The following is a 24,913-nucleotide window of genomic DNA, read 5'->3' on the forward strand; positions in this document are numbered from 1 at the left end:
GGAAGTAAACACCATCGTTTCCAATTCGCCACGCCGGATACACGAGGTGGTGGCCACCGTTGCGCTGACCAGCCAGGCTACGCTAGGCCCGACATATTGTCGCCACCGTGGAGATTCCCGTGAAGCTCTCGATCCTCATGCCGGTCTACAACGAGGAAGAACGCATCGCGGATGCCCTCAAGCAGGCATTGGCGGTCGACTACCCGTGCGAGATCGAATTGGTAGTGGTCGACGACGGCAGCCGGGACGGCACCGCAGAGGTCCTCGGCCGGGCCGACGACCAGCGGCTGCGGGTCATCACGCACCAGCGCAACGCGGGCAAGGGCGCGGCCATCAAGACGGCGGTCGACAACGCCGAGGGTGAATACATGGTCATTCTCGACGCCGACCTGGAGTACGACCCGCAGGACATCCCCAAGCTGCTCGACCCGGTGCTCGACGGCCGCGCCACGGTGGTCTACGGCAACCGCACCTTCGGCAGCCACAGCGCGTACAGCTTCTGGTACGTCATGGGCAACCGCGGTGTCACGATGGCGGCGAACGTCCTGTTCAACTCCTACATCGGTGACCTGGAGACCTGTTTCAAGCTGATGCCGGTCGCGCTCTACCGCTCGCTCGACATCCGCTCGCGCGGTTTCGGCATGGAGGCCGAGGTCACCGGCAAGCTGCTGCGCCGCCGCATCCGCCCCTACGAGGTGCCGATCAGCTACCGGGCCCGTGGGCGCGAGGAGGGCAAGAAGATCACCTGGAAGGACGGCGTCGAGGCGCTCTGGATCCTCGGCCGGGAGCGCACCCGCCGCCGTCCCACCACGACGGCCCGCTGAGGGCCGTCCCTCACACCGGCAGCGCGGCCTCGCGCCGGCTGCCGAGGAACCGGCTGACCGACCGGTGCAGCCCGGCCGCGTCCAGGCCGTGCCACCGGGTGTGGTCCTCCGACGAGCCGTAGCGGCGCAGGTCCTCCCGGCCCACCCCAAGCGCCAGTAGTCGGTGCGGCCGGTCGGCCAGCGCCGCCGACACCACCCGGCTCGACGTGCCGGCCAGGTAGGGCTCCACGAGGATCACGTCCGTGCCGGCCAGTGCCCGCAGCCCGGCCACGTCGAACGGGCGCGGCCGGTGGGTGTACGCCACGGTGACCGGCAGGTCGGCCACCGCGGCCAGTGCCGCGTCCCGTACCGGTCCGACCGCCACGAGCAGCGGGGCGCCCGGCCCGGCGTCCCGGACCGCGGCGAGCGTGCCGTCGCCGCCGAGCGGCCGGTCGTTCTGCAGGGTGGAGAGGCGTACGTAGGCCGAGCCGTCCCCGGCCACCACGGCGCGCAGCAGCGCCGGCACCTCGTCGGGGTGCCCGGGTACGTGCACGGTCCAGTCGTGCAGGGTGTCGATCAAAGACACGTCGGCCGGGGACAGGTGGGTGCGACCCGCCGCCGCCCGGTCGTACGAGGCACCGACGCTGACCAGCACGGCGGTCACGTCCTGGTGGTCCAGGTCGAGCTTGACCTGCTCGTACGCCCGCTCGACCAGGAACGGGGCGTAGCTGTGCACGATCGGGCGCAGCCCGGTGAGCGCGAGGCCCCCGGCCACGCCCACCATGAGCTGCTCGCGGATGCCCACGTTGAGCACCCGGTCCGGGTGACGGGTGGCGGCCGGCGCGAAGGCGGCGGCCGAGATGTCGGCGAGCACGAGCGCCGTACGCGGGTCCTCCGCGAGCAGCGCGGTGGTGGTGTCGACGAAGGTCTGCCGCACGGTCACTCCCCCGGGTCGACGACCGCGACGACGACGTGCGGCCGGTGGTTGTCGTGCCCCGTGAGGGCGTGGTGCAGGGCCTCGTGGTCGCGCCCGTCGACGGTGGCGGCGCTCCAGCCGTTCACCTCGAACCGCGCCGCGAGCCCACCGGGCCAGCCGTGCGTGGCCGAGTGGTTGTCCACCACCACGGCGGTCAGGTTGGGCAGGCCGCTGGCGCCGGCGTACGCGATGGCCTCGTGGTTGGAGCCCTCGTCCAGCTCCGCGTCGCCGAGCAGCACGTACACCCGCGGGGTGAGCCGGCCCTGGGCCCGCAGCCCGAGCGCGGTGCCCACGCCGAGCCCGAGCCCGTGACCGAGCGACCCGGAGCCGATCTCGACGCCGGGCACCAGGGTCCGGTCGGGGTGGTCGCCGAGCCGGCTGCCCGGGCCGCCCTGGTCGTCCAGCCAGGCGCCGGGAACGAACCCCTTCGCGGCGAGCACCGCGTAGTACCCGGCCACGGCGTGCCCCTTGGAGAGCAGGAAGCGGTCGCGGTCCGGGTCGTCGGTGGTGTCGGGTGTGATCCGCAGGATCCGGTCGTAGAGCACCCACAGCACGTCGACGGTCGAGTACACGTTCGCGCCGAACTCCCGCCCGGCCCGTACGCGCTCCAGCGCGGCGGCGACCGGCTCGGGGACGGCCACGGTTCCCGGCGGGGCGGGCACGATTCCTGGCGGGGCGCTCCGGGCGCTGGCGGGCGGGATGGTGGTGGCGGTTGTCGTGGTCATGCGGCTAGCCTGCAAGTTAAACCATGGTTCAACTCAAGGTGACGTGATGCACGAGTCCCTCACCATCGGGCAGCTCTCCGACCGCAGCGGGGTGGCACCCTCCGCCCTGCGCTACTACGAGCGGCTCGGCCTCATCCGGGCCGAGCGCACCGGCGGCAACCAGCGCCGTTACGCGCGTGTCGAGCTGCGCCGGGTGGCGTTCATCCGCATCTCCCAGCAGGTGGGTATCTCGCTGGAGGAGATCCGGGCGGCGCTCGACTCGCTGCCCGCCTCGCGTACGCCCACCGCCTCGGACTGGGCCCGGCTCTCCACCACCTGGCGGGAGCGGTTGAACGAGCGGATCCGGCTCATGACGAAGCTCCGCGACGACCTGGACAGCTGCATCGGCTGCGGCTGCCTGTCCCTGCAGCGGTGCACCCTCTACAACCCGGGCGACACGCTGGCCGGCGAGGGGCCGGGTGCCCGGCTCATGCTGTCCCGGGCCGGTGACGAGGCGGAGGCCGGCGTCACGCCGTCGTGAGCAGCACCTTGCCGACGTGGTCGCCCTCCTCCAGGAGCCGATGCGCCGCGGCGGCCTCGGCCATCGGCAGGCGCCGCTCCACGATCGGCCGGATCCGGCCCGTCTCGACGAGCGGCCACACCTCGTCCCGTACGCCGCGGACGATGGCCGCCTTCTGCGCGGCCGGCCGGGCCCGCAGCGTGGTCGCCGCGACCGTGGCCCGCTTGGTCATCAGCGCGTTGAGGTCCAGCTCGCCCTTGCGCCCGCCCTGCAACCCGATCACCACGAGCCGGCCGCCGGTGGCCAGCGCGGCCACGTTCCGGCCCAGGTAAGAGGCGCCCATGATGTCGAGGACCACGTCCGCGCCCCGGCCGTCGGTGACCCGGCGGACCTCCTCGACGAAGTCCTGCTCGCGGTAGTCGATCGTGTGGGCAGCGCCCAGCTCGCGTAGCCGCTCGTGCTTCCCGGCGCGGGCGGTCACCACGACGGTGGCGCCGAGTGCCGTACCGAACTGGATCGCGAACGTGCCGATGCCGCTGCCGCCACCGTGCACGAGCAGGGTCTCGCCGTCCTGCAGCCCGGCCACGAGCACCAGGTTCGACCACACCGTGCAGGCCACCTCGGGCAGCGCCGCGGCGTCGACCAGGTCGACGCCGGCCGGCACCGGCAGCAGCTGACCGGCGGGCACCGCCACCCGCTCGGCGTAGCCGCCACCGGCCAGCAGCGCGCAGACCTCCTGCCCGACGTGCCACCCCGCGACGTCCGGCCCGAGCGCGCTGATCACGCCGGCGCACTCCAAGCCGAGGTACGGGGGAGCACCCGCCGGCGGCGGGTAGTGCCCCTGCCGTTGCAGCAGGTCCGCCCGGTTCACGGCGCTGGCCCGCACGTCCATGACCACCTCGCCCGGGCCGGGCTCCGGGTCGGGCACCTCGGCCCAGACCAGCGCGTCGGGTCCGCCAGGCTCCACCACAGTGATCGCACGCATCCCCCAGTCATACCCCACCGAACCGGCCCGTCCCCTGCCCCCCTCGGGCTTCCCTCGACCTCCCCTCGCCCTCCCCTCGCGTGATCATGAAGTTATTGCCGTGGGGCACGGCGTGTCGTGGCGATAACTTCATGATCACCGCTGGTGGCGGGCCGGACACAGTGGACTCCCGAGCGGGTCGGGTGGCCGGGAGCGGCGGTGCCGTGCCCGCTCGCCCGGCCGCGCGTCATGGCAGACTAGGCACGGCCGCGTACCTCCGGGGCGCGGCCCGGGAGGGTTCGCCTAGTGGCCGATGGCGCTGGTCTTGAAAACCGGTAAGGGAGCAATCTCTTCGTGGGTTCGAATCCCACACCCTCCGCTTCGCTGGGCCGCAGAAACCCCCGACCAGCGCGGACGCCGGTCGGAGGGCGCCCGGTGGCCGGTTCAGGCGATGAGCAGGCGGAGGCCGAGTTCTGCCGCGTCGAGATCGACGAGGTCGCGGTTGCGTTCCGCCCACCGGCCGGAGGCCAGGTCCTCACGGAGGTTCCGCACCGCCCGCTGCTCGACGTCCGGCCCGAGCCTGGCCAAGACGGACACCCCGCGACGCACGTTCTCGTCCAGGTACGCCTCGGGCCGGCGCCAGTACGCCTCGAAGAAGCCGTCGGCGCAGTCCCACGGGATGAGCACCGGCTCCGTGCGGGCGCCGATCGCGCCGGCCAGCTCGTCCAACGACGGCCGGCCGACAAGGAGGTCCGCAGCTTCGGGAAGGTAGTCGCGGGTGAACCAGAACCGGTGAAGCCACCCGGCCTCACTGGTGTCGTGCGTGAACACGACCACGCGGCGGGCGACGCGCCGCATCTCCCGCAGGCCCGCGATCGGGTCCCGCCAGTGGTGGATGGTGGCGAAGGCCATCGCCGCGTCGAAGGACTGGTCCTCGAACGGAAGGCTCTCGGCAGCGGCGGCCACGCACCGCGCCGCCCCCGGGGGGCGCTGGGCACGCATGAGCGCGGACGGTTCCACGGCGGTGACGTCACGGTCGGTGGGCTCGTACGAGCCGGTGCCGGCCCCGACGTTCACCACCGTCCGCGCGTCGCCGAGCGCGGCCCAGACCTGCGCGGCGATCCGCGGCTCGGTGCGCCGCGTCACGGTGTAGGTGGCTCCGATGGTGTCGTACAACTGCGCGTTGGACATGTCGCCGCCTCCCTGGCTCTCGCCGGCCCCCGCCGCGCACCGGCGTCGCTGCCCTGGAGCGTAGGTCACGTTCGTCCGTGCGGCGTGCCCTGCGGGACGCGGAACGCCCCCTGACCACTGGCCAGGGGGCGCGTACACCCGCTCAGCCGGCCCCCACTCCCGACAGCGCCGCGTAGGTGGGCGAGGCCGACCGGCGACGTGCGGCGACGACCACGACGGCGGCCGCCACGAGGGTGAACGCCGCGACCCCCGCGAAGGCGATGAGCGTCTGCCGGTCGAGGTGGGTGACCGGGACGCCCCGTTTCGCCTGCCAGGTGAGCGTGGCGAAGGCACCGGTGTAGCCGAGGGCGGCGACGCCGACCAATCGGGCCCGGACCCGTTCGTCGCGGAGCCAGTGCTGGCGGGTCGCGAGTACGCCCAGGATCGCGGTGACGAGCAGCAGCACCTGGATGGCGTGCAGGCCGACGAAGTGCGGTACGCGCAGGTCCCCGCCGGTGGTGCTCCAGTGGGTGAGGAACATGCCGTTGCCGTCGGGGTCGCCGATGCCGTGGCCGCCGTTCATGGACACCGGGTTGCCGTTGGCGTCGGTCACCGTGCGGGCGCCTGCGGAGTTGCTGAGCCACAGGGCCACGACCATGCTGGCGATGGCGAGCCCGAGTCCGGCGCGCAGGGCGCGGGACATGGCGCGGTCGCCGGTGCGTTGGATCAGGACCAGCACCGCGATGATCATGGTGATCAGCAGGAGCGGCGCGACACCGATGTTGAACGCCGTCCGCACGGTCTCGGCGACAGGCTCGTCGTTGTTGTTGAAATGGCTGATGGTGCCGTGCGCGGCGGCGTAGACGACGGCACCGACGTCCAGCAGACCGGCGACCGCGAAGACGGTACCGAGCCACCAGCCGAGACGTCGCCCCCTGCTCAGCTTGCTGAGCAGCCACGCCAGCGTCAGGCCGTACACGCCCATGGCCAAGCCGAACTTCATCGGTTTCACCCACACCGACTCGCCGATGAGCAGGCGATCGTCGAGGAACAGACCGACGGCGGAGAGCACCGTCAGGGTGAACATGAGCGCTGCGTTCGCCACCAGCGGGCGGTGCCAGTGGCGCAGCGCGCTGAGGCATTGTCCAAGGATGGTCATGGGGCTCCAGACGAGGATCGGCCGGCCGTGGCTGTCCGAACGGGCCGGCCGTGGGCGATGTCGACGTGTCACCCAGCCTCGGCGAATCCGTACCGCTCAACCATCCGACGCGCCCCCGACCCCATCCGGCGGCCGACCCCCGGTTCGACGGGGGGTTAACCCCCGGCCCGGCCGGTCGTGCCGGCCGACGACGGACGCGCTGCCGCGTCGTCCGCCCGAAACGCCCTAGCGACGTCCGTCGGTGTGCGTGATCCCGGTCAGTCCTGCGGGTCCTCGGCGAGGTCGCCGACGCCTACGTCGCGCGCCCGCCGCTCCTGGCGGATCTTCTCCTCGGCCAGCCGCTCGACGGCGCGGCGGCGCTCCTCGGCGATCGCCCGCTCGTCGGGTCGACGCCGGATCGCGGTCAGGACCGCCGCGATCGCGTCACGCCACATGCTGGTCAAGAATTTTCTCCTGGGAAGGTTGGGTACGGCCAACGGTAGTGAGACGAACGGCTTTTCCACACCTGGCGCTTCCGGTCGAATACCGGGCCGGCGCAGGGTAAGAAGGGCGCAGGACCCTGCGCGCACACCGGAAGGACGCGTTTGAGATGAACCTGGAACGAGCCATCGCCCCGGACCCGTACGAAGTGCTGCCGACCGTGCCGTCGTTCACGCTGACCAGTGACGACGTGCAGAACGGCGAGCCGATGGACGTACGGCACGCGCACCACAGCGTGGGGGGCGAGAACCTCTCGCCGCAGCTCACGTGGTCCGACTTCCCGGCTGAGACCCGTAGCTTCACGATCACCTGCTACGACCCGGACGCCCCCACGGGCAGCGGTTTCTGGCACTGGGTCCTCGTCAACGTGCCGACGGACGTGACGCAGCTGCCGCGTGGCGCCGGCGGCGGTGCGAGCGTCGACCTCGGCGGGGCGTTCGCGGTGCGCAACGACTACGGCGAGCAGGGCTACGGTGGCGCCGCTCCGCCGGCCGGGGACCGGCCCCACCGGTACGTCTTCGCGGTGCACGCGCTGGACGTCGACCGCCTGGACCTCACGCCGGACGCCACCCCGGCCTACGTGGGGTTCAACCTGGCCTTCCACACCCTGGCCCGGGCAGTCATCCGCCCCACGTACCAGGTCAAGGAGTAGTAGCCCCCACCCTGCTCCCCGCGATCTTGCACTTACTGCCCCGACAAAGGGGGCGAAGGCCGCGAATCTGGGGCCGAAAGTGCAAGATCGCGGGGATGGGGGGGTCGGGGTCAGGCCGGGACGCGCGCTACGGCGAAGACGGACTGGCCGAAGGGCGGGCGTACGAGCTGTTCGGCCGCCTTGGTGGCCGGAAGCACGAGGGTGTCGTAGATCTTCACCATCGGCCCCTCCTTCGGCATCAGCCGGAAGACCTTCGTCGCCGTGAAGTAGCCGAGCAGGCCCAGCGCGTTCGCGTAGTGGATCTTCTCGACGGTCAGGCCGGCCTCGGTCATGGCGGCCGCGAGCGTCTTCTTCGTGTAGCGGCGCACGTGCCCGGTGGCGATGTCGGCCGGGCTCATCGCGAACTGGAAGGCCGGCACGATGATGATGACCGCGCCGCCCGGCCGGACCAGGTCGCGCATGCTCCGCAGGGCACCCACGTGGTCGTCGATGTGCTCCAGCACGTTGTACGACACGACCGCGCTGTAGTCGCCGCGCTCCGAGTGCGGGAGCAGCATCTCGCGTACGTCGATGGTCGGCCGGTCGGCGAGCCGCTCCTTGAGTCGGACCAGCCGGTCCGGGTCCGCCTCGGTGGCGGTGAACCGGGGAAGGCGGTCGGCCCACTCCAGCGCGTAGTCACCGAGCCCGCTGCCGATCTCGATCGGGTTGTCGCCCAGATATGGCACAGCCAGTTCGACGAACCAGCGACGGTGGTTCACCGCGGTCGCGAGGCCCTCCAGCACCTCGGACTGGATGCGCTGATCACCAGTAATTTCTGCCATGCGTCGATTTCCTCACGGTGTGACTCGACCCGCGCCTGGACCGACAGAGTGAATCATCCGCGCGGACGGCAGAAGAATCGGGGCAACGTGGTCGCCGAAAAGGGGTCGGGGGGTGGCACGCGATCGGCGGTCAGCGAACCCGGCACATAGTACGGCAGTACCCCGAAACATGTCACGTCGGTGCCATACGCTGACTACGCTCCGAATTGTTATGACTACTCCTGATTCGGGCCCCGGGCCGGGTGGCGCCGCGGCCGACGCGCCCGAAGGTCCCGAGCGGAGGGACCGCTTCGGGAGGGGTCGTCGGGTCGATGCCCTTGCCCTGCTGAGCTTCGTGGCACTGGCCTTCTGGGTCACCGCCCGGCTCTGGCTCGACCCACGCAACGGTGTCCGGGACAACCGGTCCGATCAGGCCCAGTTCGAGTGGATGATGGCGCACGGTGCGCGGGTGGTTACCCATTTCGCCTATCCATTCACCACGGACCGGATGAACGTTCCGGACGGCGTCAATCTGATGGCGAATACATCAGTATTATCCGTTTCATTGCCAATGACGCCTATCACCGTCTTCTTCGGCCCGCGTACGTCGTTCCTGCTCTTCCTGACGTTCGGGATGATTGCCACGGCCGTGGCCTGGTATTTCCTCTTCTCCCGGGTGCTGGTCCGCGCCCGCGGCCCCGCGTGGCTGGGCGCGACGTTCTGCGCGTTCGCGCCGGCCATGGTCTCGCACGCCAACGCCCACCCGAACATCGTGTCGCAGTTCGTGGTCCCCCTGATCATCTGGCGGACCCTCCGGCTCGCGGAGCCAGGGCGCTGGCTGCCCAACGGCGTACTGCTCGCCCTGGTCATCGTCTGGCAGGCGTTCCTCAACCTCGAGATCCTGCTCATGACCGCGATCGGGCTGGGCGTGATCGTGGCCCTGTTCGCCGTCGGCCGGCGCGACCTGCGGCAGCGGATCCGTCCCTTCCTCGCCGGCCTGGGCGTCGCCGCCCTGCTCGCGGGGGCGCTGCTCGCGTACCCGCTCTACGTGCAGTTCTTCGGGCCCGGGGCGTACCAGGGTCTGTCCCGGCTGATCCGGGGCTACTCGTCGGACCTGGGGTCGTTCGTGGCGTACTCCCGGGAGTCCCTGGCCGGCAGCGCCCGGACGGCGGTCGGCCTCGCGAAGAACCCGACCGAGGAGAACAGCTTCTTCGGCTGGCCCCTCGTGATCCTGGTGGTCGCCCTCGTCTGGTGGCTCCGGCGCAGCCTCCTGGTGATCGGCCTCGCCGTGCTCGGGCTGCTGTTCACGGTGCTCTCTCTCGGGCGCGAGGTGATCTTCGAGGGGCGCGAGACCGGCGTGCCCGGGCTGTGGGCGCTGCTGGAGGACCTGCCGATCCTGCACTCGGTGGTGCCGACCCGCTGGGCGCTGGCCATCACCCCGATCGTCGGGCTGCTGCTCGCGCTCGGCGCCGAGCGGGTCCGGACGCTGGCCGTGCGGCACCCGGTCGCCCGGCCAGAGATCCGGTTCGCGGCGCTGACCGTGTTTGCCATGGCGCTCCTGCCGCTCCTGCCGACCCCGTTGCCGGCCACCCACCTCGACCCGGTACCCCGGTTCGTCACGTCCGGCGCCTGGCGGCCGTACGTCGAGGGCGGCCGGAGCGTGGTCACCCTTCCGCTGCCGGACACCAACTACGCCGAGCCGCTGCGCTGGGCCGCCGTGACGGGACTGGACATGCGGCTCGCCCGGGGCTATTTCCTCGGCCCCGACGACCGGCCCCACGCCGAGGAGCGGGGCGCCGCGCTCTTCACCGCTCCGCCGCGCCCGACGAGCAGCTTCTTCACCGTCATCCGACGGACCGGCGCCGTGCCGCCGATCACCCCGCAGGCCCGGGTGAACGCCGTCGACGACCTGCGGTTCTGGCGGGCCGGCGTCGTGGTCCTCGCGCCCCAGAAGCACGCCGACACGCTGCGGCGGGGGATGACGGAGCTGACGGGCATCCGGCCGGTGTCCACCGGCGGGGTCTGGATCTGGGACGTCCGGCCGCTGACCGACTGAGGGGCGCGAGCGACGGGGGCGGTGGTGCCGCTCAGCCCTGGCTGCGGCTCAGCCCTGGCGGACGCAGCAGCCCTGGCAGACCTTCGGCTGGGGCAGGGTGAACGCGAGGCAGCAGGTGCGCCGCTGCACGGTCGGCTCGCCGGCGGGGCCGGGCGTCAGCTCGATCAGGTCCCGCAGGTCGAGGGCGCCGAGCAGGGTGTCGATGGTCTCCGCCGAGGAGCCGGGCAGCCCGTCCGCGGCGCGCAGGATGCCGTTCGCGATGCCCGACGCCACCGAGCCGAGCAGGGTGCGGGTGCCGATCCGCACCTCCGCCTGGATCGCCTTGATCATCGGCGCCAGGTGGGCGTCCAGCAGCGAGGCGCGCAGCGCGGCGAGCAGCTCGGCCTCGTCGGCGACGACCCGTACCGCCGGGTCGCCGGTCAGGGCCAGCGGGTCGCTCGGCAGCACCGCGACGGTGGTCGAGCGGCGCAGCCCGAGGGTGACCAGCGGCCGGTGGTCCTCGAAGTGGATCAGCACGTCGGACGCGCCGGCGAGCGGCACCCGGCGGGCCGAGGCCCAGCCCAGGACGATCGGGAGTGCGTTCCAGTAGCTGTACGACTTCCAGGCCAGCGCCGCGCAGGCGTGCGGGGTGCCACGCCAGCGGACACTGGCCGAGTGCAGGAACTCCGGCAGCCGGGTGCCGTCGACCAGCGTGGTCGCGGGGGACCACCCGAACTCGTCGGTGACCACCAGGCCGGGCGCGAGGCCGGGGACGTCGTCGGTGCCGAACATCGCGCGCAGCGCCGCGGTGACCGGAGCCAGCGGCGTGGCGGCGAGATCCCGCCCCGGCATCACCGCTGTCACTCGATCATCCCCCGTCCTCAACGTGGCCGTTGAGCTAAGGCTAGCCTAACCACAGTCCGCCGGTCTGAGGAAGGGCCGACCTGCGCCGGGACCGGGAGGTCTGTGTCACTCCCGACCTCGCGGAAGCGGTGCTCCGCGCCGTGGCGTAGTACCCCCGGCGAGGTCCGAAAAACTCCCGGCCTGCGCGGACGCGCGCCGCAGGATCGATGGCCGTCGGTCGGTTGTCAAGCAGAGTGTCGGCAAGGTGGCAGTTTCCGTGTGCGTTCGGCCACGGAACGTGAAACTGATACTCCCGGCCACGAGGAAGCCGATGACCACCTCACCCCTCGATCGTGCTGCCGACTCCTTCGCCGTCGAACTCGCCCGTCAACGGACCGCACGGGGACTGTCCAAGAAACAGTTGGCCGTGCTCATGGGCTTCGACCCGTCGTACGTCAGCCACGTCGAGGGGCGGCGACACCGCCCGACCGAGGACTTCGCCCGGCGGGCCGAGGCCGTCCTGGAGGCCGGCGGCGCGATCTGGCAGCGCTTTCGGGAGTACGACGACGTGCGGCACGCCCGCAACGGGCAACCCCAGCGGGAGCTGCCGCTGCCCGGGCAGTGGCTGCCACCCGGCACCGGGCTCGTGGTGGAACGGGAACTCGCCACCCTGACCTTCACCGACGAGGGCTACCGGTGCGTGATCCGGCGGGAGCTGTACAACGCGGGCACCGAGCCGGTCACCCGCTACCTGGTCCGGGTCGCGGTGGACCGCTACCCCAACGACCCGGGCCGCTCCAACCGCCACCACCGGGAACACCCACTCACCTTCGCCGAGCTGCAGCTGCGGGCGTACCGCGACGACGGCGCCGGCGAGCGCGAACCCATGCACTGGCGGGCGAAGCACGACCGGGACGCGTTCAAGGAGATCTGGCTGCTCTTCGAGAACGGCGACCGGCGTTTCCCGCTCTACCCCGGCGACCGGGCCACCATCGAGTACGCGTACCGGGTCGGCGCGGAGAAGTGGGGACCATGGTTCCAGCGGGCCGTCCGGCTACCCACCCGCCACCTGGCCGTACGCCTCGACCTGCCGGTGGCCCTCGACCCGCAGGTCTGGGGCGCGGAGACCTCGCTCTCGGCGGAGGAGGGGCCGCTGCGCACCCCCGTGCAGCGGCACGACGAGGGTGACCGCGCGGTCTTCGACTGGCAGACCGACGACCCGCCGCTCAACGCCCGCTACCGGATGCAGTGGCGGTTCCGGGGTCGCCCCGAGCCCGACCACGACACCGTGCCCGACGGCCGGATCCGCCCGAGCGACCGCATGCGGGCCGCGGGGGTCGTACAGCGCGGCGACGACCTGCTGCGCCAGCCGGCCCGCCCGTTCGACCTGCCCGCCGAGGTGACCGCGGCGCGGGACGTGGTCGACCGGCTCTGCGCGGCCCTCGTCCGCCTCGACGAGCTGCACCCGTTCAGCAAGGGTGTCGGCATCGCAGCGCCGCAGCTCGGCGTCGGCCGGACCGTGGCCGTGGTCCGCCCACCCGACCGGACCGCCGAACCGGTGGTGCTGCTCAACCCGCGGGTGGTCGACGTCTCACCGGACAGCGACGAGCAGTACGAGGGCTGCCTCTCCTTCTTCGACCACCGCGGGTTGGTGCCCCGCCCGCTGCGCGTCGACGTGGAACACGCCCAGTGGGACGGCAGCCGGATCATCACGTCGTTCGAGTACGGCATGGCCCGGCTGGTGGCGCACGAGATCGACCACCTGGAGGGGCGGCTGTACGTCGACCGCATGACGCCCGGCGTGCCGCTCGTCCCAGTGGAGGAGTACCGCGAGAGCGGCCAGCCCTGGCGGTACTGAGGTACCGGCTCGCGACCCGCCGGCGGGTCCCAGGCCGGCCCGGGCCGGGCGGGGCCGAGCGGGGGCCGACCGGTCGCAGGCCGAGCGGGGGCCGGGGCGCGTGCCCCAGGGGGCAGGGGCACGCGCCCCGGATGGGGGGAGAAAAGTCGTCAGATCTCGCCGAACGTGTCGTACCGGATGTGTGGGGGCGGGACGTCGTCCGCGGCGAGCACCCGCAGGGTCGACCGGACCATGGGCGCCGAGCCGGAGACGTAGCAGTCGTGTGCCGTCCACGGCCCGTACCGGCCGAGCACGTCCGAGATGTCCCCCTGCTCGCCGTCGAAGTCCGGGTCCTCGCTGCACGCCGGGGTGACCGACAGCCACGGGTGCGCGGCGACCAGTTCCTGGAGCTGGGCGAGCCCGTACAGGTCGGCCTCCCGGCTCGCGCCGTAGAACACGTGCACCCACCGGGTCCGGTTGTAGCTCGCCAGCTCTTCGACCAGCGCCTTCACGGGGGCCAGCCCCACCCCGCCGGCCACGCAGAGAATGTCCCGCTCGGAGGCGCGGTCCAGCGTCATCGAGCCCATCGGCGCGGCCAGCCGGATGAGGTCGCCGGGCTTCGTCCGGCGCACCAGCGCACCGGAGACCCAGCCGGCGCCCGGGGCCCGGACGTGGAACTCCAGCACGTTGTCCTCGTTCGGGGCGTTCGCCACCGAGTACGTCCGCCACACCCGCGGGTGGTGGCGGGGCACCTCCAGGCTCAGGTACTGGCCCGCCTTCCACGGCAGCGGGTGCTGGAGGGCGCGGACGGTCAGCACGGCGGTGTCCGGGCCGTACCGCTCGTGGGTCAGCACCTCCGCGTGCCAGAACGGCGGGTTGTCGTCGGCCGCCGCCCCGGCCAGCATCTTTTCCGAGATCGCTGCGTACGCGTCCCGCCAGGCCTGGTCGTACTCCAGGTTCCAGCCGTCGCCCGTGGTGCTCCGCAGCGCGTCCAGCAGCGCGACACCCATCGTGGCGTAGTTCTCCGCCTCGACGTGGTACTTGCGGTGGTCGCGGCCCAGCGCCCGGAGGAACTCGTCGAAGCTCTCCGGGTCGCCCACCGTGTGGATCGCCGTGATGATCGCTTCGAGGAGCCGGTCACCCTGCCCGGTCATCTGCACCGGGAAGAGCTGCCGCAGGTCGGGGTCGAGCAGGAACAGCCGGGCGTAGAAGTGGCTGCTCAACCGGTCCCGGTGCTCCTCGACGAGGGTCCAGCTCTCCTTCAGCAACCGCGCGAAGTTCTCCACAGGAACGCTCCAGCTCCGTACGGCGAATGGGGCGTCCACAGAATCTCCACGGAGCGTGTCCACCGGTCGCACAGAATGTGCGACCGGCTCACGAGGCTTGTTCGACGGTGCGGAACCGGGCCGCCGGTCCGCCGGCCGGCGGTGGGCGGGAGCCGCCGGTCAGTCGTACGACGGTGCCGCCGGGCACTCCCGTCGGGCAGAGTGGTGCGGTGACCCTTGAGCTCACCCGCCCGGTCTCCCGCCGGATGCTGGGCACCGAGACGCTGCTGGTCCTCGGTCTCTCCCTCGGCCAGTCCGCGGTCTACGCCGTCGTGTCGATCATCGCGAAGCTGACCGCCCAGGGAGGGCTGTCCAAGCAGACGGCGGCGCTGAACACGTCCGCGTCCGCGCGGCCGTACCTGGACCTCACGTACCAGCTGCTCGGGATCGTCTTCGCGCTGCTGCCCGTGCTGCTCGCCGTACACCTGCTGAGCCGGGACCCCGGCGACCCGGCGCGGACGCTCGGCCTGGACGCCCGGCGGCCCGGGTCGGACCTGGCCCGCGGCGCCGGCCTCGCGGCGCTGATCGGGCTGCCCGGGCTCGCGCTGTTCTGGGCGGCGGCCCAGCTCGGCATCAACGCCACCCTCGTGCCGGCCGCGTTGCCTCCGGTCTGGTGGGCGGTGCCGGTGCTCATCCTCGCCGCCGTGCAGAACGCCGTGCTGGAGGAGGTGATCGTGGTCGGCTACCTGGTCACCCGGCTGCGCCAGCTCCAGTGGCGGCTCGGCGCGGTCGTCGCGGCGAGCGCCCTGCTGCGCGGTTCCTACCACCTCTACCAGGGCTTCGGCGCGTTCCTCGGCAACGCCGTGATGGGCGTCGTGTTCAGCCTCTTCTACCTGCGTACCCGCCGGGTGATGCCCCTGGTCGTCGCCCACACGCTGCTCGACGTGGTCGCCTTCGTGGGGTACGCGCTGCTGCCGAAGGCCTGGTTCGACTGGCTGTGACGCGGCCGCCGTCGCGTGATCAACTCGTCGCGGGACCGTTGACCGGGCCGCCGGGGCCGTTCTGGGCCGGCCGGTAGGCCGCCACGGCCCGGGCGGCGAGGCGCTCGGCGGCCGCCGTGTCACCGGCCGCCGCGGCGAGCACCGCCGCGCCCGGCAGCAGCCGGGACGCCAGCCGCAACGCCAGCCAGCCGCCGGCCTGCGCGGCGAGCGGCGCCGCGAGCCGCCACGCCGCCTCCGCCGCGCGCGGCCACGGCGCCTCGCCAGGCCCGTCCGCCGCCAGCGCCGCCTCCAGAGCGGTACGCGCACTCGCCGCGTCCGGGTGCACCTGCGCGAGCACCAGCAGCTCGACGGCCCGGTCCGGGTGGGCCGGATCCCGCCCGTACGCGGCGGCCAGGTGCAGCACCAGGTTGGCCTGCGTCCAGAGCACGGCCGCCAGCTCGGCCACCGGCGCGAAGACACCCGCCAGCGCCGCGCCCGCCCCGCCCACGCCGGCCAACCGTACGAACCGCCGGGTCGCGAGCCGGGCCAGGCCGTCCGGTGTCGCCTCGGGGTACGCCGTGCGCATCCGGTCGGCCCAGCCCCGAGCCGTCGGGCCGAGCGCCTCCACAGCGGCCAGCGCCAGCAGTTCCGGGGCGAAGCCGGGATGATCGAGCATTCGTACGGTGATCGCCCGTAGCTCCGGCTTCGCCGGTACGGCTGCTGCCGGGGCCGGTGCGTTCGTCTCGGGCGCGGGGTCGGCGGCGGGGGTGGCCTTGGTCACCGGGACCGTCTGGGCCGGCGTGGCCCTGGGCCGTGTGACCTTGCCCGGCGCGGTCTTGGCCGGCGGGGCGGCCTTGCCCGGCGCGATCTTGGTCGGCGGGGCGGCCTTCCTCGGCGTGGTCCTGGTCGGGGTGGCCTTTCTGGCGGCGGTGGCCTTGGCCGGGGTGGTCTTCTCCGCAGCGGTGGCGGTGGCCGGGGTGGTGTTCTCCACGGCGGTGGTCTTGGTCGGGGTGGCTTTCCCCGCGGCGGTGGCCGCCTTGGTCGGGGTGGCCTTCTTGACCGCGGCCTGCCTGGTCGCGGCCTTCCTGGCCGGTTTCTCCACCACCGGCTCCTCCGGCGTGTGCTCTGCCGCGGGTTCCGCGACGCGTGTCGTCCCGAGCAAGGTTGTCGGCGTGGCCGCGGCCTCGTTCGTGGCCGTGGTTGCCGCCTCGTCCGCTTCCGTGGTCGCCGCCGGGACGGTCGCCTGCCGCCCCTCGGCGCGCGCCGCCCCCTCGTCGCGTGCAGGTGTTTCGTCGTGCGCCGCCGTTTCGTCGTGCGCCGCCGTTTCGTCGTGCGCCGCCCACTCGTCGCGCGGCGCCCCCTCGTCGCGTGCCGGCATCTTGTCGCGAGCCGGCGTCTCGGGAAGGGCTGCGGCCGCCTCGACGGGCGCGGGCGCGTGAGGAGCGGCCTCGACGGGTGCCGTCGCGTCGCCCGCCGCCGGCGCTCGGACCGACTGGCGGGGCAGGGCACGGGATGCGTCCTGGATCGCGGAACCCGGCCCTGTCCGCTCCCGGTCGGCCGGCGGGCTCTCCGGCTCCGCGGGCGGCTGGAAGAGGACGGCCGGGGCGGCCTTCACGCGGCGGGTGCGCCGGGCGGTTCCGGACGACGGCGGAGCCGGATCGGGGGCCGGCGCCGGGTCGGCGGGAGGGGTGAAGGTGGCCTTCGGGGAGCGCCGCCGGCGGCCGTCAGCAGGCTCGCGGCGGGTCGGCTCGCTCGGGGGCTGCTCCTGCATATCGATGGAGCGTAGTCCCGATCACGCCCGTGCACAGCGGGGCGGAAGGGCGGGGTGGACACGTGGCGCGAGGGGATGGCGAAGTCGCTTTGCTCGGGGTGGGTGGAGACCTGTATCCTCGGGCGCGGTGGCCTGCCGGTCACCAGGGAGACTTCGCCTAGTCTGGTCTATGGCGCCGCACTGCTAATGCGGTTGGGGTTTTAAAGCCCCTCCCGGGTTCGAATCCCGGAGTCTCCGCGCGAAAGTCGGTCGTGTAGGCTGGCTGAGCACCAGCGCCCGTAGCTCAACGGATAGAGCATCTGACTACGGATCAGAAGGTTAGGGGTTCGAGTCCCTTCGGGCGCGCAGCAGGTCAAGGGCCGGTTTCCCAACACGGGAGACCGGCCCTTGATCGTGTTGACCCCCACGGCTGACCCCTACGCCTACGCGTCGAAGAGGAACCCGAGGCGGTCCACCGCGTCCTGCTGCACCCGCCGGCTCGCCTCCACGTAGATCGACTTGGTGACGGTGGGGGCGGGGGCAGAGCGGCGACAGGCAGGAGGGCCGGGCCGTCCACGGGCCAGTAACCCTGTCCGCTCACGGTCCTGACCGGGCACGAGCGGTCAGTTCGGCCGCGCCTGCGAGCAGGCGTTCTGGGCATCACGGGCGGCAGATCACGCTCTTCCAAACTGAAGCTGCGAACCTGTTGGTCCTAGTCGCGCGTGAGTCCTGGCGGAAGGGCGTCTTCGTCGGTCCCGACCCGGCGAGCGTTGAGCAGCGGATTGCGGTGCAGGGCGGTAATCAGGGCGGCCGTGCCGCCGATGTCGGTCCATCGCTCGTCCCAGAGGGCGGAGACGAGCCAGGAGTGATTTGCAGGGAAGAACAGATCGGGCAACGATCCTTGTCCGGCGCGCATGTGGCCGGTCCGCCAGGTGAGGGCTTGTTCGGGTCCTGCTTCGACCAGCACATAGGGCCATTTCCAGTAGAGGGACACCTTCGGAGCGAGGGGGAAGACGATGTCGTGGGCGCCCGTGTCGAGATAGCCCAGCCACCAGGGCTGGTCAGGGGTGTGCTGGGTGAGTACGTCGATCACAGCGCGTTCATGGGCTTGGACACTCACGCCGTCGGGCGGGTAGAAGGTGGCGTAGGCGTCGAACACCGGCGGTATCGCTGTGGTGATCGAGAAGCCTTCCGTGATTTTGCCCGCGATCCAGGCGATGTCGCCGGCCGTACCGATTCGCCAGCTTCGCCCGTCCTTGGTGACCTCCATGGAACCCGTCATGATGGGATTCACCTTGGTCTTGCTGGGTCTCGCGTCCTCGGGCGCGAGGCCCGGTTCCGGTTCGGTCGACATGCCTGCTCCACTCCTCGGCCACCCGCCGGGCCCGCCATGGTCGGTATCCACGAGGCCGGGTCTGTAGGCCACCACTTCGACTACGCGCACATAGGTCGAGGGAAGCAGCCCGGCGTGCCATTAGCGTGCCATTGGGCGAGGACAACAAGGGCCAGCCGAGGCCACGAGAGACTGCCGAGACCACGCCGCCAAGCCCGCGGCCTGCCGGAGATCGACAATTCCCAAGCTGCCATTCTGCGTCGAAGGTGAGGGATCATCGTTTGATGCTGGCTTGCGTGGTGGATGGCTGTGATCGTCCGGCGACACGTGGAGAGGCGTGGACCGGCGAACCCTTGGAGGAGATAGAGCAGTACCGGAAGGGGGTCAGGCTTGACCTTTCCGTCAAGGACCTCGCGGTCCGCTTGGTGCTCTCCAAGCTCGACGGGTGGAGCTGGCAGCCGCTTCGGGGGATGGACGGCTGACCCCAGCGGGACGCAACTGGCCGCCACCGCGTGAACATCGGCGCAGGCTCGCCGACGAGGCGACCGGGGAAGCGGCCAACCTTGGACGCTCCTACGGATCAGAAGGTTAGGGGTTCGAGTCCCTTCGGGCGCGCAGAGCAGGAGAAGGCCCCCGACCAGCCAAAACGGCAGGTTCGGGGGTTTTTCGTTTCCGCCAAGGTCAGCGCCTGGAAACCGTGGGAGCCACGTGCCCTCACTGCCCGAACAGCCCACGGCACATGGCCTCCGCAGCGGAGCGGCGGTAACACGGTCCGCATGATCCGTACGCTGTCGGCGCTGTAGCTGGGATCCGGCTTCGTCTCCAGAGCAGGTCGCAGTCCGAGACCGGCAACTCGGTCAACGTCTTGCGGCCCAGCCCCCGACCCAGGTGCAACCTGACCGTGTCCGCGTAGTCGAGCAGGCCGAGCCGGCCCGGCCCCGGCCTGCTGGCGACCTCCGGCCGGCATCGGCCGGGCCGGCCGGAGACATTGAGGGACGACGGACCTTGAACACCTCGGGATTCCGCCCCGAACCCCGGCCCCCCTCCTCAGAAGATCGGCCGCGGATCTCCTCGTCGGGCACCACTGAGGAGATCCGCTTGAACGGCTACAGCCCTCGTTTGCCGACAAGGGCCGTCAGAGTGGGGCGAGGCGGCGCTTGAGCAGGCAGAACTCGTTGCCTTCGGGATCGGCGAGGACGTGCCAGGACGCCTCCGCGGGCTGACCGATGTCGACGAGTTTGGCCCCGGCGGCCAGGAGGCGTTCGAGCTCGGCGTCCTGATCGCGGTCGGTGGGGTTGACGTCGATGTGCAGCCGGGCATGCCCGTTCTTCGGCTCGTCGCTGCGGATGAGGAAGATCGTCGGCTGCGGGCCGCCGAACCCTTCGCGCGGGCCTATCTCGATGCAGCCCTCCGCTTCGCGATCGAGCTCAATGAAGTCCAGGACCTCGCACCAGAATCGCGCCAGCACCTCGGGGTCGCGGCACTTGAGCACGAGCTCGCCGATACGGCATGCCATTGACGAAACCTACTCTCAGGGTGGGAACTGCCGGTGTGGCCACACGCGCGTCTCATGGGCTCCCGCAGTGAGAACATTTCGCGACCGTACCGGGCGAGGCGAGCAGGGGCGAGGTGGTTCCAGGCCCTCGACTGGCCGGGCTGCCAGGCGAGGGCCGTAGGTCGCGCGGTAGGGCAACTGACTTTGAGACACACCCTAGAGGCGCCACGTGAGGGCCCGGCTTGGGAGCCACGGATGGGAGCCAGGGGACGAACGTAGCCAGACGAGCCGCGGGACCGGCTTGCGGATCTCGACAAGCTTCGTCTCCGCCTCCTCCTGGCGACTGCTCGACGAGGAGATCCGCTGCGGCAGCGCGGTTGTCAAGCGTCACCCTCGGACCTGAGTACTGAGCTGGCCTGAGCCAACGTGTCTGGCGACATAGCCCCGGGGCGGCGGAACGCGTGCCTGAACTCGCTGATCCGCCCGCCCGGAGTCGACGTCCATTTTTGCGGACCCCAGCGACCCTGCTTCTCAAGGAGGGTGCGGGCCAGCGCCCTGGTATCTCCAGTCGCGCCGCAGGCGGTCAACATCGCAGCGAGGACATCGAATCCCACTCGGGATGGTGCAGCACGTAGTCGTACCCGTTGTCCTCGGGAAAGTTGCGGTAGATGACATGGAGCAGGTGCCCGGCAGAGAGCGAAACTGACAACACCGGCCACTGACGCTCATCGCTGGCCCGTTTGTAGAACTGCCACAGGTCGGCCTCGCTGACCCCGAATCCCGCGCACAGCGGCTCTTCGACGCCGCCGGTGTATTGCAACAAGTGAGTCGCCCAGAAAAGGGGCTCGTCCACCAGATACGCCCCATCGACCAAGGGGTCGTTTTCATAGCCTGGGATCTTGTGCATCGGCCGATCTTGGCACAGGTCGCTGACAGTCGCCCTCGGCGCAAGCCGGTGTCCGTGACGGGCCAGCCGCGGGCCAGTAACCGTGGTGCGAAGCGGGGGTCGGTGATGCTTCCGCCCGGCGTCCCTCTTTCCCGGGGGGTGCGGGGCGGCCCGAACACCTCGTCGCCGCCCTTGACCTTGCGGCCCTGCCCGGGGACGCGACGGGTCTTCCGCTGCCGTATGCGAAGTGGTCGGCGCGATGGGCGGCGTCGGCGGCCCTTGCCTCCACAGGCTGCGCCGTGCATGTCGAGAACGCACGGGCGGCTCCGTCCAGGGGTACGAGCAGCCGAACGGGCCGCGACGACATCGACGAAGGAGCGACCACCATGCAGCCGAACGAGATCACCGCGATCCTGAACCTCCCGATCAGCCAGGAACTCCTGGCTCGTGACCTGCTCCGCATGGCCTATGTGGCCAAGGACGGCACCCCGCGCAACATCCCGATCGCGTTCACCTGGAACGGCTCGGAGATCGTCGTCTGCACCTCGAAGAACGCCCCGAAGCTGCCCTCCCTGCGGCGCAACCCCGAGGTCGCGCTGACGATCGACACCGAGGTGCACCCGCCGAAGATCCTGCTCATCCGCGGTCGAGCGGAGCTGGCCGTGGTGGACGGCATCCCGGAGGAGTACCTGCAGATGAACGGCAGCTACACGATGACCCCCGAGCAGCGCGTCGAGTGGGAGGCCGAGGTCCGCTCGCTCTACGACGGCATGGTCCGGATCGTCATCACCCCGACGTGGGTCAAACTCATCGACTTCGAGACGACCCTTCCCTCTGCGGTCGAGGAGCTGATCCGGCAGCGGGCCGAGCGTCAGCGCGCCTGAACCGATCAACTCAAGGATGGAGAGGGGCTGGCCGACCAGATCTTCTTCCGGTGGCTGGGCGGGAATCCGGTGAAGGTGAGCAGGTCATGAGGCGGCGTCGGGGTCGGGCGAAGATGGTCCGGCCGGAGAAGCGATGACGCCGGGGGCGGAGTTACGGCGGCCTAGCGCGAGTTGGCGACCATGGCCACGAGGGTATCGACGAGCTCTTCGGCGGAGGTGCCCCACTTGTCGCCGAGCTGGCCATCGACCTCCATGCCGGTGATCCCGGCCGCGCTGCCTATGAGCAGGGCTCCATATCGCCCGGCATCGTGCTCGCCCACCAGGGCGGCGACGATCGCCAGAAACTCGTCGTGGCTGCGCTGGCCCGCGCGGACCATGGCATCCGGATCACCGGTCGGATTGCTGAACATCAACTGGTACAGGTGGGGCTGACTGCGGCCGATGGTGATGAGCGCGGTGAGGACGCCGCGCAGCTTCTCGGCCGGGGAGAGGCTCGAATCCGCGCGTAATGCCCGCACCTGCTTCTCGAGTCGGTCCCACGCCTGCGTCCCGACCGCGATCAGCAAGCCCTCCTTGTCTGGGAAGTGCCGATACGGCGCGCCACGGGTCATGCCGGCGCGCGCCCCCACCGCGCGCATTGTCACCGCCTCCAGACCACCGAGGTCGAGCAGGTCGGTGGCCGCGTCGATCAGGGCACGTCGGCTGGCGGCAGCGGATTCGGCACGGCTGGTCACGCCAACCACTCTACTTCGTCCCGATGACAAAGTCATCTGACCCGGTTGACAAAGTCATCCGAGTGCTCCCAGACTCATAGAGGTGACAGCGTCATCTGAAACGCTCTCCGTTCCATCGAAAGGACGACCATGTCGACCAGCACGGCCAGCAGCACCCTCTCCACGCCCGTACGTAATCTGATCGACGGGAAGTGGAGTGACGCCGGTTCGGTACACGAGTCCGTCAACCCCTCCACCGGCGACGTTGTCGGCACGTTCTACTCCGCGGGCCGCGCCGAGGGAGAAGCCGCGATCGCCGCCGCCCGAACCGCGTTCGACACCACGGACTGGTCCCGCAGCGCGGCGCTGCGGGCCCGGGCGCTCTACGAGCTGGCCGACCGGCTTGCCGAGCGCGTTCCGACCTTGGCCCGGACCCTGATGCAGGAAAACGGCAAGCTGCTCGACCAGACGACCTGGGAGGTGAAGCTCTCGGTCGACAGCCTGCGCTACAGCGCCGCATCCGCGCTCACCCAGGTCGCCGGCCGGGCCGCCGAGCCCGAGCCCGGCATGTACTTCTACTCCGCGCCGGAGCCGATGGGAGTCGCCGGCATCATCACCCCGTGGAACTCACCAGTGATCCTGCTGGTGCGGGCCCTCGGGCCGGCGCTCGGCGCCGGCTGCACGACGGTGGTGAAGATGCCCGGGCAGACCGCGTTGACCAACGCGCTGTTCGCCGAGGCCGTCGCCGCCACGACGTCGCTGCCCGCGGGCGTGGTCAACATCCTCACCGAGGCCGGCAACGAGGTCGCGCCGCTGCTCGTCGCCTCGCCCGGCGTCGACGTGGTCAACTACACCGGCAGCACCCAGGTTGGCCGCAGCATCGCCGCCGCGGCCGGGCCGACGCTCAAGCGGCTCGGCCTCGAACTGGGTGGCAAGGCTCCGCTGATCGTCTTCGACGACGTCGACCTGGACATGGTGGTCCCCCAGCTGGTGGCCTCCTCCATCATGATGAACGGACAGTTCTGCTGCACCGGGGCGCGGGTGCTGGTTCAGCGCGGCATCGCGGACGAGCTGCGTACTCGTCTGGCCAGCGCGCTCGAGGCGGTCAAGGTCGGACCTGCGGAAGACCCCTCCAGCCAGCTCGGGCCGCTGATCAACAAGGACGCGGTAGCCCGGCTCGACCGCTTCATCCAGGACGCCACCTCGTACGCCACAGTCATCGTCCGAGGTGGGCCCGTGACCGAACCCGAGCTGGCCCGCGGCGCGTTCTTCCGTCCCGCGCTGCTCGAGGTGGAGGAACTCGACGTCCCGCTGGTGCAGCAGGAGCTGTTCGGCCCGGTCCAGACCTTCGAGGTCTTCGAGGACGAGGCCGACGCCATCCGCCGGGCGAACGCCACCGAGTTCGGGCTGGCCGCGTCGGTGTTCACCGGCAACGACATCCGGGCCCGTCAGGTCGGACGCGACCTGCGCTTCGGCGCCATCTGGGTCAACACCTGGGGTCTGCTGACCGAGCACTTCGAGCAGGGCGGAGTCAAGCAGAGCGGTTACGGGGTGCTCTGTGGGCCGGCGGCCATCACCGAGTTCCAGAACCTCAAGACGTACGCGAGTGCCGCACCGCGCTCGGCGTGAGGCACCGGCCAGCGCGTATGCCCGCACGCGGTGGCCTGCCGTGCTCCGCGGAGAGCGAGCGGCGCTCGCCCTCCGCGGAACCTCGACAAGTGGCGACAGAAATCTTTGGAGGTGGCCATGACCATCCCGTACCTGGCCCAGCGCGAGCAGCAGCAGAAGCTCGAATGGCTCGACGGCGGCACCTACAGCGTCCTGCTCGACAGCGCCGCGACCGGTGGCGCGCTGAGTGTCGGCCGCTTCGACGTCCCGAAGGACGAAGCACCGCCGTTCCACCTGCACACCCGCGAGGACGAGGTGTTTCTCCTGCTGAAGGGCTCCGCGCTGGTGTGGGCCGGCGACGAACGCCACGAGCTGGAAGAAGGCGGCATCGTCTACCTGCCGCGCAACATTCCCCACGGCTACCGGATCACCTCCGACCGTGCCGACCTGCTGGTCATCGCCACGCCGGGCGGCCTGGAGAAGATGTTCCGCCACGCCGGACGCGACCTGAGCAACCTGCGGCCCGACGGGTTCGAGATCAGCAGGCAGTTGCTCGCCGAAGCGGCCGAACTCGCCGGCAACGTTGTGCTCGGCCCGCCCCGCTGACCCCCGTACGCCCCACCGCCACGCAGCGGAAGGCCCCCACCGCCGTACTACGCGCCGCACCCGGCCCAGCAGTGACCTCGACGAGCCCGCTCGTTCCTGAGACACCCGTGAGATCGGCCCCGCCGATCGGTCAGATCTGAGTCCCGTCAGGCGCGCACAGGTGAGGGGCAGTTTCGGGAAGCCGAGACGCCCCCTTACTCGGCTCGTCGCGCAGCCAGCCGCGTTGTCAGTGCTTGAACAGCTGCCGCCGGCACCACTGCCACCAGGAACGCCAGGACGAACCCGGTTACCACGGGCTTTTCCTGGATGTAGCCAGCGGCGGCAGCCAAGAGGTAGATGATCCCGGCGGCCACGAGGTTCGCGACGACGTTCACGAGGACGTCACGGCCGAGGGACGACTGAGAGGGATGTGCGGGCACGGGGTGAGTCACCGCCTCAGGATGACCCCCT

Annotated in this window: 23 protein-coding genes, 3 tRNA genes and 1 pseudogene; 12 read left to right on the forward strand and 15 right to left on the reverse strand. The window is 71.1% G+C overall.

What is annotated here, in order from left to right:
- Positions 1-119 precede the first annotated feature (119 nt).
- Complete coding sequence (locus tag D7193_RS29740) at positions 120-824, forward strand: glycosyltransferase family 2 protein (RefSeq protein WP_120782963.1); 705 nt, start codon at positions 120-122, stop codon at positions 822-824.
- A 10-nt stretch (positions 825-834) separates the two neighbouring features.
- On the opposite strand, the gene D7193_RS29745 is transcribed toward D7193_RS29740, so the two are convergent.
- Both D7193_RS29745 and D7193_RS29750 read right to left on the reverse strand, forming a co-directional pair.
- On the reverse strand, positions 835-1,740 hold the full coding sequence (locus tag D7193_RS29745) for a transketolase family protein (protein WP_120783028.1): 906 nt from the start codon (positions 1,738-1,740) through the stop codon (positions 835-837).
- 2 nt (positions 1,741-1,742) lie between these two features.
- Positions 1,743-2,504 (reverse strand): transketolase, encoded by a 762-nt coding sequence (locus tag D7193_RS29750; RefSeq protein WP_120782964.1) that lies wholly within the window; start codon positions 2,502-2,504, stop codon positions 1,743-1,745.
- Positions 2,505-2,550: 46 nt separating this feature from the next.
- On the opposite strand from D7193_RS29750, the gene soxR reads away from it, so the two are divergent.
- The gene (gene soxR / locus D7193_RS29755) at positions 2,551-3,024 is read left to right on the forward strand and encodes a redox-sensitive transcriptional activator SoxR (protein WP_120782965.1); all 474 of its coding nucleotides are present in this window, start codon (positions 2,551-2,553) and stop codon (positions 3,022-3,024) included.
- Here soxR and D7193_RS29760 read toward each other — a convergent pair.
- The gene (locus D7193_RS29760) at positions 3,011-3,988 is read right to left on the reverse strand and encodes an NAD(P)H-quinone oxidoreductase (protein WP_120782966.1); all 978 of its coding nucleotides are present in this window, start codon (positions 3,986-3,988) and stop codon (positions 3,011-3,013) included. The genes soxR and D7193_RS29760 overlap by 14 nt on opposite strands.
- Positions 3,989-4,259: 271 nt before the next feature.
- On the opposite strand from D7193_RS29760, the gene D7193_RS29770 reads away from it, so the two are divergent.
- A tRNA-Ser gene (locus D7193_RS29770) sits at positions 4,260-4,346 on the forward strand.
- Positions 4,347-4,411: 65 nt separating this feature from the next.
- Here the strand turns inward: D7193_RS29770 and D7193_RS29775 are convergent.
- The 3 genes and pseudogenes from D7193_RS29775 to D7193_RS33315 form a co-directional block, all read right to left on the reverse strand.
- Positions 4,412-5,149: pseudogene (locus D7193_RS29775) on the reverse strand (class I SAM-dependent methyltransferase); the annotation flags it as partial.
- Positions 5,150-5,300: 151 nt separating this feature from the next.
- Positions 5,301-6,296: a hypothetical protein gene (locus tag D7193_RS29780; RefSeq protein ID WP_120782968.1), complete on the reverse strand. Its 996-nt coding sequence runs from the start codon at positions 6,294-6,296 to the stop codon at positions 5,301-5,303.
- A 257-nt stretch (positions 6,297-6,553) separates the two neighbouring features.
- Complete coding sequence (locus tag D7193_RS33315; protein ID WP_147434473.1) at positions 6,554-6,739, reverse strand: oxysterol-binding protein; 186 nt, start codon at positions 6,737-6,739, stop codon at positions 6,554-6,556.
- Positions 6,740-6,885: 146 nt separating this feature from the next.
- Between D7193_RS33315 and D7193_RS29785 the strand changes: the two genes are divergently transcribed.
- On the forward strand, positions 6,886-7,428 hold the full coding sequence (locus tag D7193_RS29785; protein ID WP_120782969.1) for a YbhB/YbcL family Raf kinase inhibitor-like protein: 543 nt from the start codon (positions 6,886-6,888) through the stop codon (positions 7,426-7,428).
- A 110-nt stretch (positions 7,429-7,538) separates the two neighbouring features.
- Here the strand turns inward: D7193_RS29785 and D7193_RS29790 are convergent, their stop codons facing one another.
- A complete protein-coding gene (locus tag D7193_RS29790) occupies positions 7,539-8,249 on the reverse strand; it encodes a class I SAM-dependent methyltransferase (RefSeq protein ID WP_120782970.1) in 711 nt (236 codons plus the stop codon).
- 211 nt (positions 8,250-8,460) lie between these two features.
- Here D7193_RS29790 and D7193_RS29795 point away from each other — a divergent pair, with 211 nt between their 5' ends.
- Positions 8,461-10,284, forward strand: a complete 1,824-nt coding sequence (locus D7193_RS29795) for a DUF6311 domain-containing protein (protein ID WP_241563616.1) — start codon at positions 8,461-8,463, stop codon at positions 10,282-10,284.
- A gap of 48 nt (positions 10,285-10,332) precedes the next feature.
- Here the strand turns inward: D7193_RS29795 and D7193_RS29800 are convergent, their stop codons facing one another.
- The gene (locus tag D7193_RS29800; protein WP_120782971.1) at positions 10,333-11,115 is read right to left on the reverse strand and encodes an IucA/IucC family C-terminal-domain containing protein; all 783 of its coding nucleotides are present in this window, start codon (positions 11,113-11,115) and stop codon (positions 10,333-10,335) included.
- Between the two features lie 322 nt (positions 11,116-11,437).
- On the opposite strand from D7193_RS29800, the gene D7193_RS29805 reads away from it, so the two are divergent.
- Positions 11,438-12,964 (forward strand): peptide deformylase, encoded by a 1,527-nt coding sequence (locus tag D7193_RS29805; RefSeq protein ID WP_120782972.1) that lies wholly within the window; start codon positions 11,438-11,440, stop codon positions 12,962-12,964.
- A gap of 149 nt (positions 12,965-13,113) precedes the next feature.
- Here the strand turns inward: D7193_RS29805 and D7193_RS29810 are convergent, their stop codons facing one another.
- Complete coding sequence (locus tag D7193_RS29810) at positions 13,114-14,229, reverse strand: globin domain-containing protein (RefSeq protein ID WP_120782973.1); 1,116 nt, start codon at positions 14,227-14,229, stop codon at positions 13,114-13,116.
- A gap of 209 nt (positions 14,230-14,438) precedes the next feature.
- On the opposite strand from D7193_RS29810, the gene D7193_RS29815 reads away from it, so the two are divergent.
- Positions 14,439-15,209: a CPBP family intramembrane glutamic endopeptidase gene (locus tag D7193_RS29815; protein ID WP_120783030.1), complete on the forward strand. Its 771-nt coding sequence runs from the start codon at positions 14,439-14,441 to the stop codon at positions 15,207-15,209.
- Between the two features lie 19 nt (positions 15,210-15,228).
- On the opposite strand, the gene D7193_RS34410 is transcribed toward D7193_RS29815, so the two are convergent.
- Complete coding sequence (locus D7193_RS34410) at positions 15,229-16,959, reverse strand: hypothetical protein (protein WP_241563618.1); 1,731 nt, start codon at positions 16,957-16,959, stop codon at positions 15,229-15,231.
- 146 nt (positions 16,960-17,105) lie between these two features.
- On the opposite strand from D7193_RS34410, the gene D7193_RS29825 reads away from it, so the two are divergent.
- Positions 17,106-17,196: transfer RNA gene (locus D7193_RS29825), tRNA-Ser, on the forward strand.
- A gap of 35 nt (positions 17,197-17,231) precedes the next feature.
- Positions 17,232-17,304: transfer RNA gene (locus D7193_RS29830), tRNA-Arg, on the forward strand.
- 346 nt (positions 17,305-17,650) lie between these two features.
- Here the strand turns inward: D7193_RS29830 and D7193_RS33805 are convergent.
- The 3 genes from D7193_RS33805 to D7193_RS29845 all read right to left on the reverse strand — a co-directional run bounded on the left by D7193_RS33805 (position 17,651) and on the right by D7193_RS29845 (position 20,673).
- Positions 17,651-18,292 (reverse strand): hypothetical protein, encoded by a 642-nt coding sequence (locus D7193_RS33805; protein ID WP_241563620.1) that lies wholly within the window; start codon positions 18,290-18,292, stop codon positions 17,651-17,653.
- A gap of 1,114 nt (positions 18,293-19,406) precedes the next feature.
- Positions 19,407-19,787, reverse strand: a complete 381-nt coding sequence (locus tag D7193_RS29840; RefSeq protein ID WP_120782974.1) for a VOC family protein — start codon at positions 19,785-19,787, stop codon at positions 19,407-19,409.
- Between the two features lie 562 nt (positions 19,788-20,349).
- On the reverse strand, positions 20,350-20,673 hold the full coding sequence (locus tag D7193_RS29845) for a hypothetical protein (RefSeq protein WP_120782975.1): 324 nt from the start codon (positions 20,671-20,673) through the stop codon (positions 20,350-20,352).
- 365 nt (positions 20,674-21,038) lie between these two features.
- On the opposite strand from D7193_RS29845, the gene D7193_RS29850 reads away from it, so the two are divergent.
- Positions 21,039-21,536 carry a pyridoxamine 5'-phosphate oxidase family protein gene (locus D7193_RS29850; protein WP_120782976.1) on the forward strand — a complete coding sequence of 166 codons (498 nt, stop codon included), beginning with the start codon at positions 21,039-21,041 and terminating at the stop codon, positions 21,534-21,536.
- Positions 21,537-21,697: 161 nt separating this feature from the next.
- Here the strand turns inward: D7193_RS29850 and D7193_RS29855 are convergent, their stop codons facing one another.
- Positions 21,698-22,270 (reverse strand): TetR/AcrR family transcriptional regulator, encoded by a 573-nt coding sequence (locus D7193_RS29855; protein WP_120783033.1) that lies wholly within the window; start codon positions 22,268-22,270, stop codon positions 21,698-21,700.
- Between the two features lie 129 nt (positions 22,271-22,399).
- On the opposite strand from D7193_RS29855, the gene D7193_RS29860 reads away from it, so the two are divergent.
- Positions 22,400-23,878 (forward strand): aldehyde dehydrogenase family protein, encoded by a 1,479-nt coding sequence (locus tag D7193_RS29860; RefSeq protein ID WP_120782977.1) that lies wholly within the window; start codon positions 22,400-22,402, stop codon positions 23,876-23,878.
- A gap of 117 nt (positions 23,879-23,995) precedes the next feature.
- Positions 23,996-24,463, forward strand: coding sequence for a cupin domain-containing protein (locus D7193_RS29865; RefSeq protein WP_120782978.1), 468 nt, complete (start codon positions 23,996-23,998; stop codon positions 24,461-24,463).
- Between the two features lie 194 nt (positions 24,464-24,657).
- Here the strand turns inward: D7193_RS29865 and D7193_RS29870 are convergent, their stop codons facing one another.
- On the reverse strand, positions 24,658-24,894 hold the full coding sequence (locus D7193_RS29870; RefSeq protein ID WP_147434475.1) for a hypothetical protein: 237 nt from the start codon (positions 24,892-24,894) through the stop codon (positions 24,658-24,660).
- Positions 24,895-24,913 lie beyond the last annotated feature (19 nt).

This window comes from Micromonospora costi (genome assembly GCF_003626655.1).
Taxonomy (GTDB): domain Bacteria; phylum Actinomycetota; class Actinomycetes; order Mycobacteriales; family Micromonosporaceae; genus Micromonospora; species Micromonospora costi.